Source organism: Haloactinomyces albus (assembly GCF_031458135.1).
Classification (GTDB): domain Bacteria; phylum Actinomycetota; class Actinomycetes; order Mycobacteriales; family Pseudonocardiaceae; genus Haloactinomyces; species Haloactinomyces albus.
The window spans coordinates 2,576,873-2,602,659 of record NZ_JAVDXW010000001.1; the positions used below are offsets into that span (position 1 = coordinate 2,576,873).

Genomic DNA, 25,787 nt, shown 5'->3' on the forward strand with positions numbered 1-25,787 from the left:
TTGCCTCGCGCAGCGCGGAGCCCGCTTACTGCTGCACCGCGCTCGGGTCCATGTAGAGCACCTCCCACAGGTGACCGTCCAGGTCCTGGAAGCTCCGCCCGTACATGAATCCCTCGTCCATCGGGTCATTGGCGGGTTGCCCTCCCGCCGCGAGGGCCTTGTCGGCGAGCTCGTCGACCTGCTCCCTGCTGTCGAGCCCCAGGGCCAGAATCGCCTCCGTGCTCTTCGTGGTATCGACGATGCTCTTCTTGGTGAACGACTGGAAGAACGGCTCGACCAGCAGCATGGCGTAGATGTTCTCGTCGATGACCATGCAGGTCGCGTTCTCGTCCGTGAACTGCTGGTTGAACGAAAAGCCGAGTTCGGTGAAAAAGCCGACCGACTTGTCGAGGTCCTTGACCGGGAGGTTGACGAAGATCTGCGTGGACATGACTTTCCTCGTTTCTCTCGTTGCTCATCGAGCTCACCCGTGTAGACGGCGTGGCGGTCCGAAACTCATCGGTGCCGCCTGCGAGAAGTTCCTCCGCGGCCACGGCATGTCGGATACCTGCACCGTACTCCGGTCTCTCGTAGGGTGTTCGCGTGAACGAGGACCCAGCCCAGCACGCTGCTCACGCGGAGCCGCACGGCAACGTGCCGGGGTCTCTGCTGAACTGGCTGCGGGCGGGAGTGCTGGGAGCGAATGACGGAGTGGTGTCCACGGCAGGCCTCGTGGTGGGGGTGGCCGGTGCGACCACGTCGGTCTCGGCGATTCTCACCGCAGGGGTGGCCGGCCTGCTCTCCGGTGCCATCTCGATGGCCGCGGGAGAGTACGTCTCGGTGTCCAGTCAGCGTGATGCCGAGCGGGCGATGCTTTCCCAGGAACGCCGCGAGCTGGAGGAGGAACCTCAGGCGGAACTGGTCGAGCTGACCGAGCACTACCGGGCCAAAGGGCTCTCGGAACCGCTCGCCAGGGAAGTCGCCGAGCAGCTCACCCGCCACGACGCCCTGGGCACGCATGCCGAGACCGAACTGGGCATCGTCCCCGGTGAGTTGACCAATCCGTGGCACGCCGCGCTGGCCAGTTTCCTCGCCTTCACCGTCGGGGCCGCCCTGCCGCTGCTGGCGATCGTGCTGACGCCCGCGTCGGTGCGGGTTCCGGTGACGGCCGCCGCGGTCGTGCTGACGCTGACCGTGACCGGCTCGGTGAGCGCGCGTCTCGGCAGAGCGCCCGTGCCGCGAGCGGTCGTGCGCAACGTCGGCGGCGGCGTTCTCGCCATGGGAGTCACCTACGGCGTCGGGACGCTGGTCGGCCAGAGTCTCGTTTGATCACCGGCACGCCCGATCCTCGGCCCGGGAAACATCGGGGACCGCAGGATGAACACCTGCGGTCCCCGACCGGTCGGAAAGAGCTGTTTCGTCAGAACCTGAGCACGAGACGTCCCCGCGTGCCACCTGCTTCGAGGCGCCGGTGCGCTTCGGGTGCCTGCTCGGCGGGGAAGCTGTCCGCCACTCGGAGGGTGAGCTCGCCGTTTTCCGCCTGGGCACGCAGCCGATCGAGCTTGGCCTGCTCCTGGGCGTAGTCGACGACCCAGACGGGGTGGTAGGTGACGTCGCGTTCGGGTTCACCGGAAAAGCCCCGCACCGTGGCGATGCGGCCGCCGTCGCGCACCGCCCCGATCACCCGGTGATCGAGCACGGCACCGTCGGCGAGACCGTCGACTCCCTCGGGGACCGCCGCGCGAATGCGCTCGGCGACGTCCTCGCCCCGGTCGACGACGATGTCGGCTCCCAGCTTGCTGACGAGGTCCTTGTCGGCAGGCGAGGCGTCCGCGACCACGCGCAGCCCCTCGGACTTGGCCAACTGCACCACGTAACCACCGAAGCTACCGGCGGCGCCGGTGACCGCGATGGTTTGGCCCGCTCGCAGCTCCAGCACGTCGAGCGCCTTGCGGGCGGTCAGCCCGTTCATCGGCAAGGTGGAGGCGGTCACGTCGTCGGCTCCGGCGGGAACTCGCGCCACGGAACCGGCGGGGACGACGATCTGTTCGGCATACGCCCCGTGCGACCCCGTCGGCACGACGATCGCCATGACATGCTCATCCACCGCGAGATCGGTGTCCACGCCGTCCCCGATCTCCTCGAGGATTCCCGCCGCGTCCATCCCCGGTACGTACGGAGGCGGGTTCTTGCGTTGCGCGCGAGCCCGGTCGCCGTTGCGGGCCACGGTGTCGGTCGGATTGACCGTGGCGGCGTGCACCCGGATGCGCATCTCGCCCGGCCCGGCATGTCGTTCCGGTAGTTCGACTTCGTGCAGTGCCTCGGGCCCGCCGAATTCGGTCACTCCCACAGCCTTCATGCCAAGGTCAACAGCCCGGACCGCCGCGGTATTCCTCGGTGGGACGGTGGAGGGTGACTGCCACATCCGGTCGGTCACCGGGGCACTGTGGCGGCTACGTATTCCGCTTGTGACTGGGGACGATCTCGTGCTCCGGATCCCACCAGAGCGCGTAGAAGCGATTCCCCTCCAGGAATCCGTTCGTGTTTCTTGCTGCTCACACGTCCTCGGTGTCCGCATCCGCAGCGGTGAGGCCGTCGTAGAACTCGTACATCGCCGCCTGCTCGATGATGGCGCTGCCTCGCTGCCCGTCCTCCAGGCCCGCCTGCTTGCGAGCCTCTCGCCACGGTGCTTCCCGATGAGTGAGTTCACTGAGCCAGCGCGCCGACTTGTCGCCGTAGGCGTCGAGCACGATACGGATGGTCTCATGTTCGCCTTCGGTCAAGGCCGAAGGATCACCACCGAGCGTGTCATCGTCGTTCAGACTGAAGCGACCACGATGAGCGCGATATAACTCGGAGACGACAGGGCCGTTGGCCCAGGCCTCGATCCGTTCATCGAACAGTGGTTCCTCGTCCCACACCAGGTGCCACGCCTGGCTGTAGTAGACGAGTTTCTGCAGCTTCATCGCCGTCATCGGCCCACGTTCCCGCAGGATGTAGGTCGCAACGTCTTTGGCCGTGGCCACGATCCCCTCCTTCGACGGCTACCCCAGGACATGTGTGGATCACCCACCGCACTGACCGGTAGGTTGCCACTTGTGACCGAAGACCATGCCTCGAAATTTCCTCACGGTGAGTTCAAGCTCAGCATCACACAGGCGATGGCTGATCAGCTGGAGGCCGCGTTGAACCGGCTTACCCCCGCTGCCTTGACCACCGAGTACTTGAAGGAACTTGAGGTACGCGGGGGTGTCTATGAGCTGTACTTGCGTGGAGAACGTGTCTATGTGGGGAAGGCGAGCGATGATCTCCCCGGCCGACTGAGCCAGCATCGTCGCAAGGTGTCAGGTCGCGCGGGCATCGAGCTCGCCGACATGGGTTTCAAGTGCCTGTACGTAGACGAGGATCTGGAGGCCGCCGCGCCAGAAAGGTTGCTGATCAAGGAGTACAAGAAGACTGGGTCCGCCCCCTGGAACACGAACGGCTTCGGAAGCAAGGACCCGGGAGTCGAGCGGGACACTACGATGGTCAAGGCCAAGCACTTCGACGCGTTATACCCAGCTGACCTGGACTTGACGATCCAATCCTTGGAGCCGGGCTTATATCCGATCAAGAAGTACTTGCAAGCGGTCAAGGATGAGCTTCCGTTCAACTTGCGCTTCCCCCGAGAGAAAAAGCCATATATACAGGAAGACGGTAGTCAGCCGTCCGTGGAGGTGCCTGAACGAGCCCTTCCCGCCCGAGAGTTGATCCGCATGGCGATAGAAGCGCTACCGGAAGGCTGGCAGGCTACCGCGCTACCCGGATACGTGATCTTGTATCGCGAAGATCGCGACTATAAAAGCGCTCGCGTGTTCTGGCGCAAGCATGGCGGAGAGACAATCGAACTCCTCGGCCAGAACCAACTCGACCTCCAAGGTGAAGTCGAGGAGGACTCCAACGAAGAGTAAATCGGCCGCTCACTCCGCGCGGCCAAGTGACCGCCACGTGATGCGGCGAACTTGTCGGCGTGTCGTACGCGCGTTCGAACCAGGACCGCGGTATAGTCCGCTCGTGTTCACGAAAGCCGCCATTCAGACGACCTTGCCCGTGTCGAGCCAGCCCGAGCTCGGGACCAGTATCGAGCTGTTCACCGGTGGTGGTGGCTTAGCTTTGGCGATGCATGACGCGGGGTTTCGTCATCTGATCGCGGTGGAATCGGATCGCCGCGCGTGCGCCACGCTGCGCGCCAACGTCGCTGAGCCGTTCGACCCCGGCTCGCGACAGGCGCAGGCACTGAACTCCTACTGGCCCTTGATCGAGGGCGATATCCATGAGGTGGACTTCACGCGTTGGCGTGGCGAAGTCGACGTAGTGGCAGGCGGTGTTCCCTGTCAGCCGTGGTCGCTCGGTGGCGCCCACAAGGGCTATGACGACAAGCGCAACCTTTGGCCCGAACTGTTCCGCGTCGTGCGCGAGACCCGACCGCGCGCGGTCGTCGCTGAGAACGTCAAAGGGCTACTACGCCCCTCCTTCAAGCCCTACTACGATTACATCCTCAACGAGCTGCGCGCGCCGTTTGAGAAGCGTATCGAGGGTGAGGACTGGCGCGACCACGACAAACGTCTCCGCGAGGCTCTAGCCAAGGACAACGTCGACCCGACCGAGCGCTACGACGTGGAACCCTTCCTCGTCAACGCCGCCGACTATGGCGTGCCACAGATCCGGTGGCGTGTGTTCGTCGTGGCATTTCGCCGTGACCTGGGACTGAAAGGATGGCAGTTCCCCGCCACCACGCACTCGGAGTCCGCACTGCTGCGAGCGCAAGTCAACGGCGAGTACTGGGACGAGCACAAGGTCTTCAAGAAGAACCGCTATACGCCGGAACTCTCGGCTCAAGTGCTCGAAGAGGCGGAGAACATTCCGAGGTGGCGGACACTACGCGACGCGCTCACGAAACAACCCGAGCTGGGCGAGCCAGTATACGAGAAGATCGAACATGAGGAAAACAGATTCTTGCACCACTACGCCTGGCCGGGCGCGCGCGAGTACCCCGGCCATACCCCCAACTTACTGGACAGACCAGCCAAGACGATCAAAGCGGGTGTGCATGGCGTACCAGGAGGTGAAACCGTGCTACGCAAACCCGACGGTTCTATTCGGTATATGACCGTGCGCGAGGCCGCGCGCGTGATGACTTTCCCGGACAATTGGGAGATCGCGGGACCACGAGGGGAGAAGATGCGCCAGCTCGGTAACGCGGTCCCCGTCGAACTCGGACACGTCGCGGCCAACGCGGTCGCCGAATCGCTGAAGCCACACCTGCGCTCACGTGCCGCCTCATGAATCCACATCCGCTGTGGAGGGAGTCCAAACCGCCCGATGTGGCGTGGAAGGCACCCAAGGGGCTCACTCAGATCGAACGCGCGGCAGAGCAAGACAACGCGGCCGAAGGCCGAGACGCGCGCGAAATCCGTCTGCCCGATGACCGCCGGGTACACGCCTCCATCGCCTTACGCGTGCTACGTCAAGGCCGCCGCATTTACGCCTACTTGCGCTGGTCAGTCAGCGGGAAGACACACGAGCGCTATGTCGGCGAGGTCTTCCAGGACAGTCGACAGGCCAACCTCGCCGAGGCGTGGCACACTGTGCGGCAAGGAAACCTGCTCGACATGGAAGCCTCTTCCAACACCATTGCCCAAGAAACGGTTACTGATTCCTGGGCGTCCAGCCCCGCCTCCCGGGCGATCATGCGAGCGAATAAGAGACGGGACACACGCCCGGAAAAAGCGCTCCGCTCAGCGGTCCACGCCCTAGGTTTGCGCTACCGCGTGGACACTCGTCCCATCAAGGACGTCCGCCGCACCGCCGACCTCGTTTTTCCCAGGCAGAGAGTCGCGGTCTTTCTGGATGGGTGCTTCTGGCATGGATGCGAGCGGCATCACCGCCCGGCGAAGGGGGCCACGGCTGAATTCTGGAACACCAAGATCGCGGACAATCGCCGGCGGGACGCCAACACCGACCAGCGACTTAAAGAGGCGGGGTGGGAGACCGTACGAGTATGGGAACACGAGGACCCGGCGGTCGCGGCGCGACGCATAGAGGAGCGAGTCAAAGCCAACCGCGTTCAATAGCGAAGCGATCGTTTCCGTATTATCCTTGATCTTCTCCGGCATCTTCATCGGCGTCGGGGCGATTCGCCTGTTCCGCTGTGCCGAGATCACTAATGCGTAGTCGCCTGTTCAGGCATTAGTGTAGGAAAGCCTGACCCGACCGATGTGGGGCATGATTGAGCGCCCTACGTACTGCTGTACGGCACCGGGCACGCGCTGTCACAGACCACCGCGGTTCCCACATGGGTTCACACGATAGGGGAACAGGCACGGCGCTTCGGCGCCACGTCACTACCGTGTTGAGTGATGGCGGCGCAGGAGTCGGACACGGCCGGCGAGATGCCGTGGCACATGATTTGCGACCAGGCCGCAGGGCCGGTGGCTGTATTCGACCTGCAAGCGCGCTATTGGTACGTCAACCCGGCGCTGTGCCACATGCTCGGTTACAGCCGGGAGTATCTGCTTCAGTGCAGTGCATCGGACATCACGCACCCGGATGACCACCCTCTTGATGAGGCCACCATCAGCGAGTTGATCGAGGGGCCCGCGGATGATACCGATGTCGAGAAGCGCCTGGTGCGCGCCGACGGCAGCTTGCTCTGGGTGCTTATCAGCGGTGCTGTGATCCGGGACTCCAGCGATACGCCACGCTTCTTCCTCTCGCAGATTCACGACATCACCGGCCGCCGCTGGACCGAGTTGCTCTGGCGCCGGACACTGGCCAACGCCCCGATCGGCATGGCTCTGATCGATCTGGACGGGCGTTGGACGGAAGTCAACGAGAGATTATGCGAGCTGGTCGGTTACAGCCGGGAAGCCATGCTGACGATGCGCTTCGCCGACCTGACCTACCCCGGCGACGACAAGCGCGAGGAAGCAGTGCTGGCCGACCTGCTGGCAGGCCGCGAGAATGCGACGAACCTGGAGATGCGCTACCGGCACAAGGACGGGCATCCGATTTGGATGCTGATCCGCATCAGTGTCCTGCCGGGGGCGAACGACCAGCCCATCGCCCTGATCAGTCAGTACGAGGCGATCGGCGACGAGCGGATGGGAAATGCTCACCTGGCGCACATGGCACTGCATGATCCGCTGACCGGCCTGGCCAATCGTGCTCTGCTTTTCGATCGGCTCAAGCAGGAACTCGCGGAAATCCCCGGCATGGGAGGGGTTCTGGCGGTGCTGCTGGCCGATATGGATGGACTGAAACGGGTCAACGACACCTACGGGCACAGTGTGGGCGATCAGTTCCTGACCATCGCAGCCGACGAGTTGCTGAACACGGTGCGCTCGGGCAGCACCGTGGCACGTCTCGGCGGGGACGAATTCGTCGTGCTCAGTCGGGTGGACGACCGGCAGGGAGCCGAAAGACTTCGCGACAGAGTGGTCGAGCACCTGCAGACCGAAATCATCGTCTCCGGTCACCACGTCAGCGTGCGTGCCAGTGTCGGGCTCGCCATGACCCAGAACCCGAACTCCTCGGCGGAGGCCTTGCTGCACAGCGCCGACCGGGACATGTACAAGCGCAAGCGAGGCATCCGGATCTGACCGGGGGCGGCTGAGCGCCGCACTGACACACGGCCGAGAGGTCCTGTGGGGCACTGGCGGCGAGAGGCCGGTTTCCGGCCTGTGCGTATGACGGTGGACCTCTACGGTAAGAGGGTGCGTATGTACGGAGGAAAGTGGTGCATGTGGACGGTAGGAGGGTCGATATGCAGGAAAAAACGGATGTCGTCGACGAAATCCCGATGCGCTGGCTCGAGCGGGGCGAAGGCACCCCGGTGGTGTTCGTCCACGGCATCCCCACCTCGGCGGAGCTGTGGCGCCATGTCCTGCCCCGGGTGAGAAATGGGCGTTGCCTCGCCTGGGAGATGCCCGGCTACGGTGCGAGTATCCCGGCGGGCAACGACCGCGACATTTCCGTTGCTCGCCAGGCCGACTACCTGAGCGCCTGGCTGGATCACCTCGACATCGAGCGCGCCGTGCTGGTGGGGCACGATCTCGGCGGGGGCGTGGTGCAGATTTTCGCGGCGCAGCACCCCGATCGGGCTGCAGGGATGGTGCTGACCAATGCCATCGGCTACGACTCCTGGCCGATTCCCAGTGTCCAGGCCATACAGCGAACCGCACCCGCGCTGCGCTGGTTCCCCGATGTGGTGATGTACCCGCAGTTCGTGGCGATGCTGCGGCGCGGCCATGACAACGCCCGAATCGCGGGGGAGTCGATCGGGCTGCACTGGCGCCACTATGCGACTCACGGTGCGGCGCGATCGATGGCCCGTCAGGCAAGCGCGCTGGCCGTGCAGGACACGCTTGCCGTGGTGGATCGATTGCCGCAGTTGGACCTGCCCAGCCGGGTGATCTGGGGTGCCTCCGATGTGTTCCAGAAGGTCGAGTACGGCGAGCGGTTCGCCCGTGACCTGGGCACCACCCTGCAGCGTATCGAGGGCGGGAGACACTTCACCCCCGAAGACCATCCCGAGCCCATCGCCACTGCGGTCGACGAACTCACCGGGTAGTCCGGACCGGAGGTACTGTTCGCCTCCTCGCCGAGTGGGCCGCCCGACCGGTCCGTATGCTCCCAGCGGTGGCAGCATGGCCGTGGCTCGTCATGTCGGGGTCGGCCCCTGGACCGGACCGCGCATCGCTGCGCGAGCCACTGCTGCGCGAGCCGTTCGAGATCGCTCATGTGGGAGGTGCGCCGTGACGGCGTTGACGAACTGGGCGGAGCAGTTGGAAGCGTGGGCGATTCCGCAGCGGGTGCTGGAGCAGGCCACGGACTCGCCGTGGGTGTTGCCGCGGCAGGTGTTCGCCCACCGCGCCGACCGGCGGATCGCCGAACCGGACGGCGCCTCGCATCGGGAGGCGGCCTCGGTGCTGGAGCGCCCGGGCACCGTGCTCGACATCGGTGCCGGAGCGGGTGCGTCGAGCCTGCCGCTGTCCGGTCGCTGCCCGGTCACCGAGGTCACGGCCGTCGAGGAGGACGCCCGGCTGCTGGAGGGGTTCCGTGAGCGAGCCGACCGGCTCGACCTGCCGGTGCGGACGGTGCGCGGGTGGTGGCCCGAGGTTGCCGAGGAGGTGGGGGCAGCGGATCTCGTGGTGGCCGGGAACGTGCTGTACAACATCGCGGACCTTGCGCCGTTCGTGTCCGCGCTGACCGACCACGCCCGTCGACGTGTCGTGACCGACATGACGAGTCACCACCCGCTGACCGCGCTCAACCCGTTGTGGCAACGATTCCACGGCATCACTCGTCCGTCCGGCCCCACCGCGCACGACTGCATCGCAGCTCTCACCGAAATGGGCATCCGCCCCGAGGTCACCCACTGGAGCCGTCCGGTCGAGGGCGACCATGCCACCTTTGCCGACCTCGTCGAGGTCACTCGTCGTCGGCTGTGCCTGCCCGCTTCGGCCACGGCCGAGCTGGAATCCGCCTTGCGGGAACTCGATGTCGATCCCGCTGCCCCACCCGATCTCGGCACCGCGGGGCGCGACATGGTGACGCTGAGCTGGCAGGGCACTGCGGATTCCCGGCACTGAGGTGGTCGGTCGGGCAAGTTTGCGCAGGTGGTTGCCGAACCGGATCGGCTGCACCTACCCGGCTCGGCCGAATCTACCCGGCCGACCGGCCGTCGACCCAGGTCTGAGGCACGATCACGTGCAGCGCGTTGCGTGCGACAGAAAGGTCCTGCGGGGTGTTGGCGACGAGTTCCCCGTCGATGTTGACCGGCAGCCTCGGTTCGGTTTCCACCTGAATCCGCCGGGTGCGGAAGAGACTCGCCTGATCGGTGTGCAACAGCGTGCCGTTGCGGAAGCCTCGCGCCACGGTGGCGAGTTCGCGGAGATTGCCGTGCCGGAGCACCGAGACGTCCAGGGTGCTGTCGTCGATGCCGGAGTCGTGCGCCGCGATCTGCCCGCCGCCGTAGTAGCGACCGTTGGCCACCGAGATCTGCAGCAGACTCCGGTATTCCTGTGGCGCGTGATCCCCATCGGGGAAGGTCAGACGTGCGGCGAAGGGCTTGTGATCGAACCAGGCCCTGGCGGTGGCCACCGGGTAGGCCAGGGAGCCGATGCGTTTTTTCAACGTGGGCGACATCGCCTTCGCCACGCTCGCGCCGAGCCCGATCGAGGCGCGGTTGGCGTAGTAGTTGTGCCCGGACAGGCCGAGGTCGATGTCGACGATCTTGCCGTGGGCGATGGTCCGGCAGGCTTGCTCCAGGTCGGTGGGCACGTGCAGGGTGCGCGCGAAGTCGTTGGCCGTGCCCAGCGGCAGCAGGCCCAACGGCACTTCCCGGTGGGCGAGCATGTCCACGACCGAACTGATGGTGCCGTCTCCGCCGCCGACGATGACGAGGTCGTTGCCCTCGTCCACGGCCGCACCGACCGTCTCCGGCAGGCGTGCCGGATCCTGCAGCGGATAGGCCGAGCCGATCGGCAGCCCGAGCCCGCGCAACATGTCCAGAGCCCGGGTGTAGGCCTTGCTGCCGGTGCGTGAGCGGGTGTTGATCACCAGGGCCGCCCGGGTGATGGGACCGTCGTCAGCGATCGGTGCCTCCTTCAACGGTGCGACACGGACACCGTCGAGTCTAGCCACGGTGCCGACCGTTCCCTTCAGCGTTTGCGTTTGTGCTGGGACTTGGCGCCTGGTCGACCGTTGCGTGCGACCCCGGCGAGCGGGTGTACGGAAGCACTCCGCGCGTGCTGCTGCATCGGTTCGGCGGCCAGTGCCCGCAGCTCGGTGAGTCCGAGGATAGCCGGGTGCCCGGAATCCACGGCAGCGGAGAGCATGCCGGCTGCATCGGTGGGCGTGGCCTCCGCAAGCAGCGTCTCCCGAAGGGAGTCGGGGCCCGCCACCTCGAGCGTGTGGGTCAATTGCTCCGTCAGGCCCAGTAGCTGTTCCCGCTCGGTCAGATCCTCCTGCTCGAGCTGCCCGTCCGTCATCAGGGCGGAGGTCGCCAGGGGGCCGATCGACTCGTCGGAGCGTAGCCGGTGCAGCAGCGCTGTACCGTCCGGTCGGGCATCGACCAGCACGTCGAGCATGGCCGCGGCCCGGCTCCGGAACGGGCAGTCGCGTACCGCATCGATCAGTTGCTCCGGCCCGGTGTCCCCGCGCAGTGACAGCCAGTGCTCGATCTCCTGCCTGCCGGTCTCCGGCCCGTACTGCTCGGCGACGGTGGCGAGCAACTGTGCGGGGGTGGCTCCGGCCAACTCGCCGACCCGGGGTGCGCAGCGTCCTTGGGCGAGCATCCACGTTCGGACCCGCTGGGCACCCAGCGGAGTGAGCCGGGCGAGGTCGATGGGACCGTTCTCGGGTGCCAGGGAGGTGCGCAGTCGCTCCCGCGCCTCCTCGGGAAAGGTCTCCGCATCGCCTGCCACGACGGCGACCTTCGCAGCGGCATTCTCGTCGAGATCGGTGAGAAACAACGGATCGGCGACCCCGGTGGTCAGTTCGACAGCTCCGATGTCGGCCAGCACCTGCAGGATTCGCCATACGTCCCGCTCGGTACTTTGGCGCAGGAACTCCTGTTCCGAATGCTCGACCTCGCTGTCTTCGAGAGCCTGCCGGAAACCGCTCCAGAGACTTTCGTGCAAGCGGATCACGGGCATGCGTTCGGGCATGCCATACAGCGTGCGCAGGAAATCCGGCACGATCTCACGGAAGAACGTGTGCAGTATGCTCTCGTGGCCGCGCCAGGGTGGCGGAAGGATCTCGTCGTGCAGATCGACGGCGACATCCACGGCCCTGTTCCACAACGCCAGGCCGTCCCGCAGGAGCGGTTCGGCTTTGGCGATGGGCACCAGTCGATTCTTGACCACGCGTACGAGCCGAGCCTTCTTCGCCCACGTGACGATCAGGTTCAGCCCGGTCAGCTCCGCGCTGCTCTTGGTGCGAAACGTCCTCCCGGCGATGACGGGATCGAGCACATCGCCGGTTTCCAGCTCCGTGACCAGTTCGCGCGCGTCGGCGAGCTTGAGCTGCCCGGTCCGGGTCAGCGAACGGCCGTCGCCGAGCCATTCGACCAGCGCGCGTAGCTGCCGTATGAGAACGGTGTTCTCCGCTGCATCGGCGAGTTCGCTCTCCGGTGGGAGAGTCACGGGCGGCGTCAGGGGTGCCCGCTCCCACGTCGCGTCGTCACCCTGGAGATGCCGGGTGACTACCTGGTCGAGGACGTCGCTGTCGTAGTCGACCGCGCCTTGCCGCGTGCCCTCGATGAACTCCTGCATCGCGGCATCGTCCTCGACGTCGACACCGGCGTCGATCGCCGTCATCATCCAGAACTTCGCGAGGCCGAAGTTCCGCTTGTCCGACATGGTCTGCCGGAACTCGGTGCCGATGGCGTCGATCGCCGCTTCGGTAGCGACCAGGAAGTCGCCGGTCGGATCGGCCAGTTCGGTGTGGTGCAGGTAACGAAGCAGTGTGCGCAGGGTTTCCGGCGCGTCGGCCACGTCCTCGGCCGTGGCGGTTACCTTTCTCGGCATCCAGGTCAGCAGGAACTCGCGGACGAGCTCGGCGGTCCAGAATCCGAGTCGGCCGTCGACGTGGTCGTGTCGGTAATCCAGCGCGGTGGCCAGGGAGAACGGGTCGGCGATCAGCTGCTGCTGCTCGGCCCACGCCTGGCAGCGACGAACCAGCAGCTCCTTGGCCGCCTCGAACTCATCGGTTTCGTGGGGTTCGAAATGGGTGCGCATGGGATTGGACCCCGATCCGGAAACGGTAGTGCCGAGGCTCAATCTAGTAGACGCATGGTCGACAGCCGATGTCTACCCGTACCGGGTCGTCCGACTACCCGGTGTCACCGAGACGTGGAGCTCTCGCGCGGATGGGCGAAGCGATCCTTCTGGGTGAGCATGGCGTGGTCGGCGACCTCGAGTGCGCGGGTCACGTCGTGCATGTCGGTCAACTCGGCCCACCCGATGCTGATCGACACCGGAGTGCCGGTGACCAGCGCCTCCCATTCCTCATCGGCAACCGCGGTGGCGAGTCGGCCGCCGACATCGTGCGCGGTGGCCAGATCGGTGTGCGGCAGCGCGATGATGAATTCGTCCCCGCCGTAGCGGGCCACGAAGTCTCCGCTGCGGACGGTCCGGGCGAGTACCGCCGCCGCGCGCTGCAGCACCAGGTCACCCCCCAGATGCCCGTGCACCGTGTTGACCGCCTTGAAATCGTCGAGATCGATGATGCCGACGGCGGTGCGGATGTTCCGCTCGGCGAAGTGGGCGACCCACCGGTCGAAGTGCCGCCGATTGGGCAGGCCCGTCAGGGGGTCGGTGAGTGCTTCCGAGGCATACTGCTCGACCGTACGGCGCAGGCTTTCGTGGTCCAGTTGCATCCGCGTGCCGTCGATCAGCCGCTCGCGGAGAAGATCGGTGGTCTCGGTCGCCGATCGCATCGCCTGCCGATCCGCCGCCAGGGCCGCGCGATGGTCACCCACTGCCGTCTGGGCCATCGCGCGCAGCCGGAAGATCTCCGCGGCGCCCAGTGTGTAGGGGTGGGGGTTGCGGTCGGCGAGTCGGCGCAGGGCTTCCCGGGGGCGCCCTTCGGCGATCGCGAGGCAGGCTCCACCGAGCATCCGCAGGTCGTCGATCTCCCAGCCTGCTATATCGGTGTCGAGGAGTTCCGGCAGCGGCGTGACGTCCTCGCCGAGTGCGGCCAGCCGGGCAGCCGCGTACCCGTAGTAGTACTGCTCGGCGCAGCGAAGTTCGGACGGGGTGGTACGCCGTGACCAGGTGTCCAGGACCTCTCGCAGCAGGCGAGTGCAGCCTTCGGTGTCCCCGCAGTGGTCCAGGGAGACCGCTCGGCGCACGGCGACCTCGGGGAGGGCATGGTCGCCGGTGGACAGGCCGAGGGTCTGCCCGATCAGGTAGCCGCGTTCGGCGACTTCCATCGCCTGCACGTGAAACCCGGCATAGGAGAACGACACCGCGAGGTTGTGCCAGGCTTCGACGGCTTCCACCCCCGGGTACCGGACCCGGTCGAGTTCGCGCCGCCCCTGTACCAGGTGCCGCACGCAGCGTTCTATGGAGCTCTGCGCGGCGACAAAGGCAGCCAGCGCCTGTACACCGCCGAGCAGGGCGTGCTCGTGCGTTCCGTCCAGAACTTCGAAGGCCTGGTCCAGCAGCGCGGGGCACTCGTCGAGTCGGCCGAGGTTGAGCGAGCCGCCGAGCCGGAGCATCAAGGCGATGCCCACGATCCGTGGCTCCTGTGCCCGGGCCGTTACGGCGGTGGCGAGATCGATGACTCCCTCGTCGTCGCCGTCACGGCTTCGTCGCCGGATCTCGTCAAAGGCGGCTTCGTAGCCGTCCGCCTGGGTCCCCGCGTCGTCCATCACTCCTCCGCGACGATCCGCTGCACTGGGCAACGATACTGTCACCATCCGAACGTGCACGTGCGAGCACGTACAGCATGAGCCGTCTTCCAGAGTCGCCGACACGGGAACGTGTGGCAAGAAGAAGTTTCACTTCCATGATGTCCGCCGGAAAGGACCAGGACAGTCGGCTGTGACGCCGACCGGTGACGCCGGAGCAGGGCACCCGGAATGGAAAACTCCCCGGGCACCGGAACCGGCCACACGGCCGGCTCCGGTGCCCGGGGAGTCGAGGACAGCCCGGTGGAGCCGGTTACGACTTCATCGGCGCGTCGGTGGGGGTCTTCTCGATGTAGGCGACCGCGCGCTGGGCGGGCAGTCGCACCGCCATCGCGTAGTAGTAGACCAGCACGCTCCAGATGGCGATGACGATGGCGCCGAGGCCGATGCCGATCGGACCGTCACCGCCATTGAGGACGAGTCCCGGATCGGCCGCGCTGCTCGGGTCCATCTCGCCGAGGTAGCTGATGATCAGCATGCCCGCGAGCCAGATCGGGAACCAGGAACCCGACTTGAAGTCGATCGGCGGCGTGCTGTGCTTGGTCGTCATGTGGTACACGACGTAGACGATGTAGCCGACCAGCAGCCCGATGAGCATCTTCTCGTTGATCGACCAGGTCGACCAGAACACCAGCAGGTTCGAGAAGAAGAACGCCAGGATCGGAATCGTGTCGCCGCCGGGCAGCTTGAACGGCCGCTCCTGGTCGGGAATCTGGCGGCGCAGCGCGCCGACGACCAGGGCGCCTGGTGCGAAGGACACGGCGAAGGCCGAGGTGATGAAGCCGATGAACTGTGCCCAGCCCGGGAAGGGCAGGAAGAAGAAGCAGCCCACGACGAACATCAGCAGGATGGAGATGTACGGAATACCGCGGTTGTTGAGCCTGGTCAGCGACTGCGGGGCATTGTCGTTGCGGGCGTTGGCATACGACAGCCGCGTGGTCACACCGGCGTAGATCAGGCCGGTGTCGGCGGGGGAGATGATCGCGTCGATCCGCAGCAGCCAGGCCATCCAGACCACACCGAGCGCCAGAGACAGACCAGCGAGCGGGCCCGCGGTCTCGGCGAACTCCAGGCTCGACCAGCCGTCGCCGAGCACCGTGGCAGGCAACCCGGTGATGAAGGCGATCTGCAGCAGGACGTAGATGACCGCCGTGAGCAGTACCGACCCGATCAGCGCGAATGGCACGTTGCGCTGCGGGTTGTCGGTCTCACCCGCGAACTCGACACCGTTGCGGAAGCCGAGGTAGGAGAAGGCGATGCCTGCGGCGGGAATGGCAGTGAAGATCGCGCCATAGCCGCCGGGGGCGAAGCCGCCGAAGTCGGTGATGTTGCCGGGATTGAACGACACGGCGAAGAACACGACGATCACCAGCGCGATGACCGCGAGCTTCCACCACACCAGCGCGTTGTTCAGCTTGGCGAACAGGTGCACGCCGAGCACGTTGATGGCGCTGTAGAGCGCCATCAGTCCGATGGCGGGTATCCAGCCGAAGCCGCTGACGACCCACTCACCTTCGACCTGCTCCATCAGCCACGGGATGTACGGGTCGGTGTACTGCAGCGTGGCCAGCACCTCGATCGGGGTGACGGCCGCGGCGGCCAGCCAGCTGATCCAGCCCGAGCTGAAGCTGGCGAAAGAGCCGAAGGAGTAGTGTGGGAAGCGGATGATGCCGCCGACCACAGGAAACATCACGGCGAGCTCGGCATAGACGAAGCCGATGACCATGATCATGACTGCGCCGACGATCCAGGAAAGGATCGCGGCGGGTCCGGCGATCTGCGAGGCGTAGAGAGCACCGAACAGCCAGCCGGAACCGATGATCGCTCCGACACCGGTAAACAGCAGACTGATCTTGTTGACGTCTCTGCGTACTCCCGTATCAAGCTGCACATGAGCTCGCGTCGGAGGCGCAGTTGGTGTCGCCATCTGTTCGCCCTTTCCTGTCCATTGTGATTCGTGTTACTGCGGTGTCAGGACTCTCGTCGATGCGGAGGGTGACGTCAACACGAATCGGCGAACTGCTCGAGTCTTTGCGATAACATTCGTGCACATGGGCACTCATGGTGACGAAACACGGACTCCGCGTGACTCGAGAGTCACGTTCGGGTCACGGTGACATGGCGGATGATCATTGCGGCAAGCGGGCTGACGTGCACCGAAGCCGCTCGCCGAAATCCCGACAAGGTCTCCGGTGAGCATTATCACCATTCCCGGGGTTCCCGTCCACTATTCGTCGTCGGTGCTTTTCGGGTTTTGCGGGAAAACCGGCATTCCCGTGTGTCACCGGGACATTCGATGCCGTGCACGGCGACGCGGAAGCTCCGTTATGCCGCAGGGTTACGTGGCAGGCCGTCGGAGACCGTCGAAGGCGATTTTGGTGACGGCGTCGGCGATCTCGTTCTTGCTCAGCCCGTGGCGCGGCCGATACCACTCGATCAGCGAGTTGACCATGCCGAACAGCAGCCTGCTGGTCAGTGCCGGGTCCACGTCCAAGCGCAGACTGCCCTCGCGCTCGGCCTCGGCGACGAGTTCGCCGACGTGATGGTCGAACTCGCGTCGTCGCGCCAGCGCCTGGCGCTCGACCTTGCTGTTGCCACGCACCCGCAGCAGCAGGGTGACGAACGGCAGCTCGTCGACGAGCACTTCCACACTCCGCCACACGACATGGTGCAACCGGTCGATGGCCGGACCCGTCACCGACTCCGGCTCGTCCATGACCGCGAACAAGGCGTCCAGGGCACGGTCGACGCTGAGCCGCAGCAGCTCCTGCTTGCTCGGCACGTGATAGTAGATCGCCGACTTGGTGATGCCGAGCCGCTTGGCCAGGTCCTCCATGCTCGTGCCGTCATAGCCACGCTCGTGGAAGACCTTGACCGCGGTGTGCAGCAGCGAGTCGAGGTCGTATCCCGGCCTGCCCCGCTGGGTGTTCCCGCGCTGAGAATTTCCGCGCTGAGAATTTCCCCGCTGGGCGCTCTTGGCCGCGCTGTCCGTCATGGTTTCCAGTTTCGCAGTGCCAGGCGAGGAGATTCCCGCAGGTCAGCCGTCGCGGTTGTCGATGACCCGCTGTAGCTTGCCGACCGAGCGTTCCAGCGTGCCGGGGTCGACGATGGTGACCTCCGCCGTGACACCGACCGCTTCCTTGATCGCCCTGACCAGCATGTGAGGTGCCGACTCCCGTTGCTCGGGGGTGGTGACTTCGTCCGCCTCGATCCGCACGGTCAGATGGTCCATCCGATCGTGGCGTGAGACCACGAGCTGGAAGTGCGGCGAGAGCCCCTCGGCACGCAACACCAGCTCCTCGATCTGGGTGGGAAAGACGTTGACGCCCCGCAGGATGAGCATGTCGTCGCTGCGACCGGTCACCTTCTGCATCCGACGCATCCCCGGGCGGGCCGTGCCGGGGAGGAGTTGTGTCAGGTCGCGGGTGCGGTACCGGATGATCGGCAGTGCTTCCTTGGTCAGCGAGGTGAACACCAACTCGCCCGATTCGCCGTCCGGCAGGGCCTCGCCGGTGACAGGGTCGATGACCTCCGGGTAGAAGTGATCCTCCCAGATGTGCGGGCCGTCCTTGGTCTCGACGCACTCGCTGGCGATACCGGGTCCCATCACCTCGGACAGGCCGTAGATGTCCACCGCATCGATGCCGACGGCCTGCTCGATCTCGGTGCGCATTTCGGCGGTCCACGGTTCGGCGCCGAAGATCCCGATGCGCAGTGAGGTCGAACGAGGGTCGATGCCCTGCCTGTGGAACTCGTCGATCAGCGTGAGCATGTAGGACGGGGTGATCATGATGATCTCGGGCTCGAAGTCCCGGATGATCTGCACTTGGCGTGCGGTCATGCCGCCCGATGCGGGGATGACGGTGCAGCCCAGCCGTTCGGCACCGTAGTGCGCGCCCAGCCCACCGGTGAACAAGCCGTAGCCATAGGACACGTGGACCTTGTGGCCGGGACGGCCACCGGCGGCACGGATGGAGCGGGCCACCACATCGGCCCACACGTCGAGGTCGCCCTCGGTGTAGCCCACGACGGTGGGCAGGCCGGTCGTACCGCTGGAGGCGTGGATGCGCCGAACTTGTTCCTGCGGGACGGCGAACATGCCGAACGGGTAGTTATCCCGCAGGTCGTGCTTGGTGGTCAACGGGAACTTCCGCAGGTCCGACAGGCTGTGGCAGTCCCCGGGGTGCACCCCCGCCGCGTCGAACTTCTCCCGATAGAACGGGACGTTGTCATAGGCGTGCCGGAGTGTCCCCTGCAGACGCTCCAGTTGCAGGTCGGCGAGCGCGTCCTTGCCGAGCCGTTCCGTGCTGTCCCACTCGGTGGTTTCCGGCACGCCCGGGTGTGTGGGTGAACTGTGCGGCGCCGTCGTTGTCTCAGCCATGGCTCGCTTTCCCTCCACTGTTGATGCTGCGGCTGTGTCCGCGGAACTCGGCGAGGACGGGACCCTGCGGGTCGTCGCGGTGAACGGTGATGTCGTAGATGCCGCTGCGTCCGAAGCGGGTCCGTTCCCGGGCGCGGGCATACAGGAGGTCGCCCTCGTAGCCCGGCGCGACGAACGTGATCTCGGCGCCGGAGGCGACCGTGACGGGACCGTGGCTGTTGCACGCGCAGGCGAAGGTGGTGTCGGCCAGCAGGAACACGTAGCCCCCGTGGGCGATGGAGTGGCCGTTGACCATCTGCTCGGTGATGCGCATGCAGGCGAGTGCATTGCCGTCGGAGGCTTCGAGTAGTTCGATACCCAGGGCCTTCGAGGCATGATCGTCATCGAGCATCGCCGAGGTCGAACTCGCGATGGTCGAGGAACCGGAGTTCACGGGCGTTGTCACCTCCTGGATTCGACGGTGGAACCCGGCCGGTGGAACCCGGTGGCTCCTCCCGACCGCATCTCGATCGGTCCACCACCGACCGGAACAGGTCGAGCTGACGGAGGTCGAGCCGATGAAAGTCGAGCTGTTACTGACCGACCAGTCGGTGATTGAGGAAGTGTCGAACGCCACAGAGGCGATGTCAACCCGTCATTCGCGTGCGCACTTCCGTAGTGGTGACGGTGCGATTCGGTGATTGTGCCCGAGTCCTTCTTGCGGCACAATCGAACACCAACCGATCGGTCAGTAATTCATGCGGATGGCGGTCCGGCCGCTGCCGAGGAGGGAAGAGTCGATGAGCGTGCTGCGCAATTACGTCAGCGGGCAGTGGCAGGAGCCCACCGAGGACGGCACACCCCTGCACGATGCGGTGACCGCCGAGGAGATCACCCGGGTCTCCTCGGCCGGTGTGGACTGGGCCGCCGTACTGGACCACGGGCGGCGCGTGGGTGGTCCGGCGCTGCGGGAGCTGACCTTTCACCAGCGCGCGGCGCTGCTGAAATCGCTGGCCTCGTATCTGCGTGAGCATCGCGGTGAGCTCTACGAACTCTCGGCTCGGACGGGAGCGACGAAGGGCGACGCGAAGTTCGACGTCGATGGCGGTATCGGAGTGCTGTTCACCTACTCCAGCAAGGGACGCCGGGAGTTGCCGAACGACACCGTCCACGTCGATGGCGGCCCGGAGCCCCTCGGTAAGGGCGGCACGTTCCTCGGGCAACATATCGCCACTCCGCTGCGGGGGGTGGCGGTGCAGATCAATGCGTTCAACTTCCCCGTCTGGGGGCCGCTGGAAAAGCTCGCGCCTGCCTTTCTGGCCGGAGTGCCGAGCCTGATCAAATCGGCCAGCCAGACCGCCTACCTGACCCATCGGCTCGTCGAGCTCATCGTCGAGTCCGGAATCCTGCCCGAGGGCTCGGTGCAGCTCGTGTGCGGCAGCGCGGGTGATCTGCTGGACCACCTCACCGAGCAGGACCAGTTGTCGTTCACCGGTTCGGCCTCCACCGCGCAGCGCCTGCGGACGCATCCGAACGTGGTGGCCCGGTCGGTGCGGTTCAACGCCGAGGCCGACTCGCTGAACTGCTCGATTCTGGGGCCGGACGCCACGCCGGGCACCGCGGAGTTCGACCTGTTCGTGGGGCAACTGGTCACCGAGATGACCGTCAAGGCCGGGCAGAAGTGCACCGCGATCCGGCGGGCGTTCGTGCCTGCCCCTCTCATGGACGACGTGATCGATGCGGCCACCGAGCGACTGTCGAAGATCAAGGTCGGCAACCCCTCGAACCCGAACGTCGGGATGGGGGCGCTGGCCAGCCTCGAACAACGGGAAGAGGTGCGCCGCTGTCTGAAGGCGTTGCTGGAGGCGGGGCGGCTCGTACACGGAGACACCCGCGAACGGTTGTCGGTGGTCGATGCCGATGCGGTCAACGGTGCCTTCGTGCCGCCGTTCCTGCTGCGTTGTGATGACCCGGAGCAGCCGCAGCCGCACGAGGTGGAGGCGTTCGGCCCGGTGAGCACGATCATGCCCTACGGGGACGGCCGTTCCGCGCAGGCGCAGCACGCCGCCGAGCTGGCCCAGCGTGGGCAGGGCAGCCTCGTCGGCTCGGTGGTCACCGCCGATGCCGACTTCGCCCGTGAAGTCGTCCTCGGCAGTGCTTCGCGGCACGGCCGGATGCTCGTGCTCAACCGGCACAACGCAGGCGAATCCACCGGTCACGGTTCACCACTGCCGCAGCTCGTACACGGTGGTCCGGGACGTGCCGGCGGTGGTGAGGAGCTGGGCGGCGTGCGCGGCATGCTGCAGCACATGCAGCGCACCGCCGTGCAGGGTGATCCGCAGACGCTGACGGCCATCACGGGCGAGTGGATGCCGGGCAGCAGCCGCACCATCACCGACGTGCACCCGTTCCGCAAGCACCTGGAGGATCTGCGCCTCGGTGACACCGTGGTGGCCGGCCCGCGCACGGTGACCCTCGACGACGTCGAGCACTTCGCGGAGTTCACCGGCGACACCTTCTACGCCCACACCGACGAGCAAGCGGCGGCGGCCAATCCCTTTTTCGAGGGGCGGGTGGCGCACGGTTACCTGGTGGTCTCGCTGGCGGCGGGCCTGTTCGTCTCGCCCGAGCCCGGACCGGTGCTGGCCAACTACGGGCTGGAGAACCTGCGGTTCGTCACGCCCACCTACCCGGGAGACGAGATCACGGTGACGCTGACCGCCAAGCGGATCACCCCGCGCCAGGACGCTGACCACGGCGAGGTCCGCTGGGACGCCGACGTCACCAACCAGGACGGTGACTCCGTCGCCAAGTACGACGTGCTGACTCTCGTCGCCAAGAAGGCGACCTCCGATGCGTGAACCGGTGAACGCGTCGTTCCGGCGGTCGGAGTGCCAAAGCGACGCGTTCACCAAGGGGTTGCGCGGGCGGGCAGGACGAACGACAATGAATACTGACCGAATGGTCGGTATTCGTAAAACGACCATGAGGAGAGGTGACCGGCGTGACTACCAGTGAAGCGACGGCATCCGAAGCAACGGCCCCCGATGCGGGCACGCCCGACGTGGAGCAGTTGCAGCGGCACTTCGATGCCACGATCGAGCGGGACCAGCGCATCGAGCCGCGGGACTGGATGCCCGAGGGCTACCGCAAGACCCTGGTGCGCCAGATCGCCCAGCACGCGCATTCGGAGATCATCGGGATGCAGCCCGAGGGCAACTGGCTCACGCGGGCACCGAGCCTGCGCCGCAAGGCGATCCTGCTGGCCAAGGTGCAGGACGAAGCCGGGCACGGCCTGTACCTGTACTCGGCGACCGAGACCCTCGGTGCCGATCGGGCGGATCTGACCGGCAAGCTCATCAGCAGTCGCCAGAAGTACTCGTCGATTTTCAACTACCCGACATTGAACTTCGCCGACATCGGAGTGATCGGCTGGTTGGTCGACGGGGCGGCGATCGTCAATCAGGTGCCGCTGTGCCGGAGCTCCTACGGCCCGTATGCGCGGGCGATGATCCGCATCTGCAAGGAGGAGTCGTTCCACCAGCGGCAGGGTTACGAGCTGCTGATGACGATGATGCGCGGCACCGATGAGCAGCAGCGGATGGTGCAGGACGCCACCGATCGGTGGTGGTGGCCCTCGCTGATGATGTTCGGTCCGCCCGACGGCGACTCGCCGAACACCCAGCAGTCGATGGCGTGGGGGATCAAGCGCCACACCAACGACGAACTGCGGCAGAAATTCATCGACATGACCGTGCCACAGGCCGACGCACTCGGCGTGAGCCTGCCGGATGCCGGCCTGGCCTGGAACGACGAGCGTGGGCACTACGACTTCTCCGAGCCGGACTGGACGGAGTTCAAGCGGGTTCTGGCCGGAAGTGGCCCCTGCAACGCCCAACGCCTCGAACGGCGCAGGGCCGCACACGAGGACGGGCAGTGGGTGCGCGACGCCGCGGCGGCCCACGCGGCCAAGCAGGCCGAACGGCAGACGGGAGCAGCGGCATGAACGAGCCCATGAACAAGCCTCGGCCCACCGAGGCCACCGGCGGCGAGCAGTCGCCCGGTTCGGAGACCCCGCGCTCGTCGTGGCCGCTGTTCGAGGTGTTCGTGCGCGGCAAGCGCGGCCTCAATCACGTGCACGTCGGTTCACTGCACGCGGCCGACGAGGAGATGGCCCTGCACAACGCGCGCAATCTCTACACCCGTCGTAACGAAGGCGTGAGCATCTGGGTGGTGCGTGCCGAGGACATCACCGCCTCCAGCCCGGATGAGAAGGACCCGTTCTTCGAACCGAGCGCGGACAAGGTGTACCGCCATCCGACCTTTTACGCCATCCCCGACAACGTTCCACACATGTGAGGTGGCCATGTCGTTCGACAATGCTTATGAGGCACTGGTCGCCGAGGACGTCGATGCGGACACCCGCTGGGCGTTCGGTACCGGATTCGACGATCCGCTGGCCGGGGTGGACACGACGGTGCCCGGTGGTGTGAACGGGGACGACCTCGCCGCCTACTGCCTGATGCTCGGCGACGACGCGCTGATCGCCTCGCACCGGCTGACCGAGTGGTGCACCCGCGCGCACGAACTCGAAGACGAGGTCGCCCTGGCCAACATCGCCCTGGACCTGCTCGGGCAGGCACGGTTGCTGCTGGCGCGTGCGGGGCAAGCCGACGGTACCGACCGCGGTGAGGACGCCCTGGCTTACTTCCGGGACGAGAACGAGTTCCACAACGTGCGGCTGGTCGAGCTGCCCGGCGGGGATTTCGGGCAGACCATCGCCGGGCTGCTCGTGTTCTCCGTATGGCGGTTGGCCGAGTTCACCCGCCTGACCCGCTCGCGGGACCCGGTGCTGGCGGCGATCGCGGGCAAGGGCGTCAAGGAACTGACCTACCACCGCGACTACGCCGCGCGGTGGGCCGTGCGGCTCGGCGACGGCACCGAGTACTCGGCCGAACGTATGCGGCAGGGACTCGACGCCGTGTGGCCCTTGGTCGCCGAGCTGTTCACCGGCCACGACGTGCAGCACCGCATGGCGCACGCGGGCGTCGGTGTCGACCCGGCCGAGTTGCGCGACGAGTTCGACGGTGTTCTCGACCAGGTCCTCGAAGCCGCCGAACTGCGGCGTCCGGAAGTCGCGGCGATGGGCAGCGTCGCCGGACGCGCCGGTCGCGATGGGGTGCACACCGAGCACCTCGGATACCTGCTGGCCGAGATGCAGAGCCTGGCCCGTGCGCACCCGGAGGCAACATGGTGACCGCCGTGCATACCGAACCGAGCCATGCCGACCCGGCAGCCGGTGCCAGAGCCGTCGCCGAGACGGTGACCGATCCGGAACTGCCGATGCTCACCCTGGCCGATCTCGGCGTCCTGCGTGCGGTCGAGGCGAGCGGATCGGGTGGGGTGATCGTGACCATCACGCCCACCTACTCGGGCTGTCCCGCACTGGCCGAGATGCGCTCCGACCTGCATCGCCGTCTCGTCGGCGCCGGATACACCGAGGTCGAGGTGCGCATCGTGCTGGATCCGCCGTGGACCACCGACTGGATCAGCGAAGCCGGTCGGCGCAAACTCGCCGAGCACGGCATCGCACCACCCGGCACGGCACCGGTTTCCGGCCGCGGACCGGTTCCGCTGACGTTGGGGCCGCCGCGCAGGCACGCGCGTTGCCCGCGTTGTGACTCGTCCGACACCGAGGAGCTCTCCGAGTTCAGCGCGACCGCGTGCAAGGCGCTGCGCCGTTGTCGCACGTGCTTCGAGCCCTTCGAGCACATGAAGGAGATCTGACGTGACTACGTCTACAGTGGACACGCCTGTGAAGTCGGCCGGACGAGCGGGTTTCCATACACTGCGTGTCGCCGACGTTCAGCGGCTGTGCGACGACGCCGTTGCCGTCACACTCGACGTGCCCGAGGCTCTGGCAGGCGAGTTCGACTTCCGGCCCGGGCAGTCGCTGACGCTGCGCCGCACCGAGGCCCATGGGGAGGAACGGCGTTCCTACTCGATCTGTGCGACACGCGGGGACAAACCGCGCATCGGTGTGCGGTTGGTACCGCAGGGGCTCTTCTCCACATGGTTGACCGAGGGTGTCCGGCCCGGCGACGAGTTGGAAGCCATGCCTCCGGCGGGGCGCTTCACCCCCGACCTCACGCGCTCCGACCGGCACGTGCTGATCGCAGCGGGCTCCGGCATCACTCCCGTGCTGTCCATCGCGGCGTCCCTGTTGCAGGACACCGAGTCGCAGGTCACGGTGATCTACGGCAACCGGCGCAGCGACACCGTGATGTTCGCCGACGAGCTGGCCGACCTGAAGGACCGCTACCCGCAGCGGCTGGAGCTGGTGCACGTGCTCTCCCGCGAGCCCCGCGAGTCCGAGCTGGTATCGGGACGCCTCGACGCCGACAAGCTCCGTGATCTGCTGGGCACGCTCGTCCCGTTCGACGGCGACGAACAGTGGTGGCTGTGCGGGCCGTACGGGATGGTCACCGGCGCGCAGGAGGTCCTCGACGAGCTCGGGGCCGCCGAGACGAACGTCCACCGTGAACTGTTCTACGTGGATGACTTGCCGCCCGATCCGGTGCGGCACGAGGAGCCCGGCTTCGACGGTCCCGCCAGCCAGGTCACCGTGACCCTCGACGGCCGCTCGACGCCGCTGTCGCTACCGCGCGACACTCCGGTCCTCGATGCCGCGCAGAAGACTCGTTCGGATCTGCCGTTTGCCTGCAAGGGCGGGGTGTGCGGCACCTGCCGTGCCAGGGTGACCGAGGGCGAGGTGCGTATGCGGCGCAACTTCGCGCTGGAGCAGTCCGAGCTCGACGACGGATTCGTACTCACCTGTCAGTCGTTGCCGGTTTCCGATCACGTCACCGTCGACTACGACGCCTGAGGACAGGCGAACCCGAATCCCCACGGGGTTATGTGCAGTTTCGCGCGAAATCACGAAAATGTGGTTTCGCGCGAAACTGCATCACAAACACGCGCAGTCATCCA

Annotated in this window: 23 protein-coding genes; 13 read left to right on the forward strand and 10 right to left on the reverse strand. The window is 66.2% G+C overall.

The features are described from left to right. Nucleotides 1–25: 25 nt before the first annotated feature. Nucleotides 26–430, reverse strand: a complete 405-nt coding sequence (locus JOF55_RS12135; RefSeq protein WP_310273628.1) for a VOC family protein — start codon at nt 428–430, stop codon at nt 26–28. 152 nt (nt 431–582) lie between these two features. Between JOF55_RS12135 and JOF55_RS12140 the strand changes: the two genes are divergently transcribed. After that, complete coding sequence (locus tag JOF55_RS12140) at nt 583–1,308, forward strand: VIT1/CCC1 transporter family protein (RefSeq protein ID WP_310273630.1); 726 nt, start codon at nt 583–585, stop codon at nt 1,306–1,308. Nucleotides 1,309–1,399: 91 nt separating this feature from the next. Here JOF55_RS12140 and JOF55_RS12145 read toward each other — a convergent pair whose 3' ends face one another. Both JOF55_RS12145 and JOF55_RS12150 read right to left on the reverse strand, forming a co-directional pair. Next, nucleotides 1,400–2,338 carry an NADP-dependent oxidoreductase gene (locus tag JOF55_RS12145; RefSeq protein WP_310273632.1) on the reverse strand — a complete coding sequence of 313 codons (939 nt, stop codon included), beginning with the start codon at nt 2,336–2,338 and terminating at the stop codon, nt 1,400–1,402. 196 nt (nt 2,339–2,534) lie between these two features. Further along, nucleotides 2,535–3,005, reverse strand: a complete 471-nt coding sequence (locus tag JOF55_RS12150; RefSeq protein WP_310273633.1) for a Panacea domain-containing protein — start codon at nt 3,003–3,005, stop codon at nt 2,535–2,537. A gap of 72 nt (nt 3,006–3,077) precedes the next feature. On the opposite strand from JOF55_RS12150, the gene JOF55_RS12155 reads away from it, so the two are divergent. The 6 genes from JOF55_RS12155 to JOF55_RS12180 all read left to right on the forward strand — a co-directional run bounded on the left by JOF55_RS12155 (nt 3,078) and on the right by JOF55_RS12180 (nt 9,611). Beyond that, nucleotides 3,078–3,929, forward strand: coding sequence for an Eco29kI family restriction endonuclease (locus JOF55_RS12155; protein ID WP_310273635.1), 852 nt, complete (start codon nt 3,078–3,080; stop codon nt 3,927–3,929). 208 nt (nt 3,930–4,137) lie between these two features. Next, nucleotides 4,138–5,304: a DNA cytosine methyltransferase gene (locus tag JOF55_RS12160; RefSeq protein WP_374727470.1), complete on the forward strand. Its 1,167-nt coding sequence runs from the start codon at nt 4,138–4,140 to the stop codon at nt 5,302–5,304. Further along, a complete protein-coding gene (locus JOF55_RS12165; RefSeq protein WP_310273638.1) occupies nt 5,301–6,092 on the forward strand; it encodes a very short patch repair endonuclease in 792 nt (263 codons plus the stop codon). The genes JOF55_RS12160 and JOF55_RS12165 overlap by 4 nt, the downstream gene beginning before the upstream one ends. A gap of 285 nt (nt 6,093–6,377) precedes the next feature. Further along, a complete protein-coding gene (locus JOF55_RS12170; protein ID WP_310273640.1) occupies nt 6,378–7,619 on the forward strand; it encodes a sensor domain-containing protein in 1,242 nt (413 codons plus the stop codon). Nucleotides 7,620–7,783: 164 nt separating this feature from the next. Continuing rightward, nucleotides 7,784–8,590, forward strand: a complete 807-nt coding sequence (locus tag JOF55_RS12175; RefSeq protein ID WP_310273642.1) for an alpha/beta fold hydrolase — start codon at nt 7,784–7,786, stop codon at nt 8,588–8,590. A 184-nt stretch (nt 8,591–8,774) separates the two neighbouring features. Continuing rightward, nucleotides 8,775–9,611 carry a class I SAM-dependent methyltransferase gene (locus JOF55_RS12180; RefSeq protein ID WP_310273644.1) on the forward strand — a complete coding sequence of 279 codons (837 nt, stop codon included), beginning with the start codon at nt 8,775–8,777 and terminating at the stop codon, nt 9,609–9,611. Between the two features lie 73 nt (nt 9,612–9,684). On the opposite strand, the gene JOF55_RS12185 is transcribed toward JOF55_RS12180, so the two are convergent. From JOF55_RS12185 to paaI, 7 genes are all read right to left on the reverse strand, one after another. Further along, nucleotides 9,685–10,665 carry a lipid kinase gene (locus JOF55_RS12185; RefSeq protein WP_310273646.1) on the reverse strand — a complete coding sequence of 327 codons (981 nt, stop codon included), beginning with the start codon at nt 10,663–10,665 and terminating at the stop codon, nt 9,685–9,687. 17 nt (nt 10,666–10,682) lie between these two features. After that, complete coding sequence (locus JOF55_RS12190; RefSeq protein WP_310273648.1) at nt 10,683–12,761, reverse strand: hypothetical protein; 2,079 nt, start codon at nt 12,759–12,761, stop codon at nt 10,683–10,685. Between the two features lie 104 nt (nt 12,762–12,865). Next, nucleotides 12,866–14,398, reverse strand: a complete 1,533-nt coding sequence (locus JOF55_RS12195; RefSeq protein WP_310273650.1) for a GGDEF domain-containing protein — start codon at nt 14,396–14,398, stop codon at nt 12,866–12,868. 292 nt (nt 14,399–14,690) lie between these two features. Continuing rightward, nucleotides 14,691–16,364, reverse strand: coding sequence for an APC family permease (locus JOF55_RS12200; protein ID WP_310273652.1), 1,674 nt, complete (start codon nt 16,362–16,364; stop codon nt 14,691–14,693). Nucleotides 16,365–16,775: 411 nt separating this feature from the next. Further along, nucleotides 16,776–17,432, reverse strand: a complete 657-nt coding sequence (locus tag JOF55_RS12205; protein WP_310273654.1) for a TetR/AcrR family transcriptional regulator — start codon at nt 17,430–17,432, stop codon at nt 16,776–16,778. A gap of 42 nt (nt 17,433–17,474) precedes the next feature. After that, nucleotides 17,475–18,818 carry a phenylacetate--CoA ligase PaaK gene (gene paaK / locus JOF55_RS12210; protein ID WP_310273656.1) on the reverse strand — a complete coding sequence of 448 codons (1,344 nt, stop codon included), beginning with the start codon at nt 18,816–18,818 and terminating at the stop codon, nt 17,475–17,477. Next, the gene (gene paaI / locus JOF55_RS12215) at nt 18,811–19,209 is read right to left on the reverse strand and encodes a hydroxyphenylacetyl-CoA thioesterase PaaI (RefSeq protein ID WP_374727471.1); all 399 of its coding nucleotides are present in this window, start codon (nt 19,207–19,209) and stop codon (nt 18,811–18,813) included. Before paaI ends, paaK begins: the two co-directional genes overlap by 8 nt. A gap of 388 nt (nt 19,210–19,597) precedes the next feature. Here paaI and paaZ point away from each other — a divergent pair, with 388 nt between their 5' ends. The 6 genes from paaZ (at nt 19,598) to paaE (ending at nt 25,683) form a co-directional block, all read left to right on the forward strand. Then, nucleotides 19,598–21,658, forward strand: a complete 2,061-nt coding sequence (gene paaZ / locus JOF55_RS12220) for a phenylacetic acid degradation bifunctional protein PaaZ (RefSeq protein ID WP_310273660.1) — start codon at nt 19,598–19,600, stop codon at nt 21,656–21,658. 203 nt (nt 21,659–21,861) lie between these two features. After that, nucleotides 21,862–22,803: a 1,2-phenylacetyl-CoA epoxidase subunit PaaA gene (gene paaA, locus JOF55_RS12225; RefSeq protein ID WP_374727472.1), complete on the forward strand. Its 942-nt coding sequence runs from the start codon at nt 21,862–21,864 to the stop codon at nt 22,801–22,803. 8 nt (nt 22,804–22,811) lie between these two features. Then, nucleotides 22,812–23,156: a 1,2-phenylacetyl-CoA epoxidase subunit PaaB gene (gene paaB, locus JOF55_RS12230; RefSeq protein WP_374727473.1), complete on the forward strand. Its 345-nt coding sequence runs from the start codon at nt 22,812–22,814 to the stop codon at nt 23,154–23,156. 7 nt (nt 23,157–23,163) lie between these two features. Further along, nucleotides 23,164–24,054 (forward strand): 1,2-phenylacetyl-CoA epoxidase subunit PaaC, encoded by an 891-nt coding sequence (gene paaC / locus JOF55_RS12235; protein WP_310273666.1) that lies wholly within the window; start codon nt 23,164–23,166, stop codon nt 24,052–24,054. Then, a complete protein-coding gene (gene paaD / locus JOF55_RS12240; protein WP_310273668.1) occupies nt 24,048–24,584 on the forward strand; it encodes a 1,2-phenylacetyl-CoA epoxidase subunit PaaD in 537 nt (178 codons plus the stop codon). The genes paaC and paaD overlap by 7 nt, the downstream gene beginning before the upstream one ends. Before the next feature lies 1 nt (nt 24,585). Then, nucleotides 24,586–25,683, forward strand: coding sequence for a 1,2-phenylacetyl-CoA epoxidase subunit PaaE (gene paaE, locus JOF55_RS12245; RefSeq protein ID WP_310273670.1), 1,098 nt, complete (start codon nt 24,586–24,588; stop codon nt 25,681–25,683). The last annotated feature ends 104 nt before the right edge of the window (nt 25,684–25,787 follow it).

Coding starts and splice junctions, on each gene's coding strand:
- JOF55_RS12145 (WP_310273632.1), bottom strand. CDS start 2,338: ATGAAGGCTGTGGGAGTGACCGAATTCGGCGGGCCCGAGGCACTGCAC.
- JOF55_RS12190 (WP_310273648.1), bottom strand. CDS start 12,761: ATGCGCACCCATTTCGAACCCCACGAAACCGATGAGTTCGAGGCGGCC.
- JOF55_RS12200 (WP_310273652.1), bottom strand. CDS start 16,364: ATGGCGACACCAACTGCGCCTCCGACGCGAGCTCATGTGCAGCTTGAT.
- paaD (WP_310273668.1), top strand. CDS start 24,048: ATGGTGACCGCCGTGCATACCGAACCGAGCCATGCCGACCCGGCAGCC.
- paaB (WP_374727473.1), top strand. CDS start 22,812: ATGAACAAGCCTCGGCCCACCGAGGCCACCGGCGGCGAGCAGTCGCCC.
- JOF55_RS12165 (WP_310273638.1), top strand. CDS start 5,301: ATGAATCCACATCCGCTGTGGAGGGAGTCCAAACCGCCCGATGTGGCG.
- paaC (WP_310273666.1), top strand. CDS start 23,164: ATGTCGTTCGACAATGCTTATGAGGCACTGGTCGCCGAGGACGTCGAT.
- JOF55_RS12135 (WP_310273628.1), bottom strand. CDS start 430: ATGTCCACGCAGATCTTCGTCAACCTCCCGGTCAAGGACCTCGACAAG.
- paaZ (WP_310273660.1), top strand. CDS start 19,598: ATGAGCGTGCTGCGCAATTACGTCAGCGGGCAGTGGCAGGAGCCCACC.
- JOF55_RS12205 (WP_310273654.1), bottom strand. CDS start 17,432: ATGACGGACAGCGCGGCCAAGAGCGCCCAGCGGGGAAATTCTCAGCGC.
- JOF55_RS12160 (WP_374727470.1), top strand. CDS start 4,138: ATGCATGACGCGGGGTTTCGTCATCTGATCGCGGTGGAATCGGATCGC.
- paaK (WP_310273656.1), bottom strand. CDS start 18,818: ATGGCTGAGACAACGACGGCGCCGCACAGTTCACCCACACACCCGGGC.
- JOF55_RS12175 (WP_310273642.1), top strand. CDS start 7,784: ATGCAGGAAAAAACGGATGTCGTCGACGAAATCCCGATGCGCTGGCTC.
- JOF55_RS12195 (WP_310273650.1), bottom strand. CDS start 14,398: ATGGACGACGCGGGGACCCAGGCGGACGGCTACGAAGCCGCCTTTGAC.
- paaI (WP_374727471.1), bottom strand. CDS start 19,209: ATGCTCGATGACGATCATGCCTCGAAGGCCCTGGGTATCGAACTACTC.
- JOF55_RS12170 (WP_310273640.1), top strand. CDS start 6,378: ATGGCGGCGCAGGAGTCGGACACGGCCGGCGAGATGCCGTGGCACATG.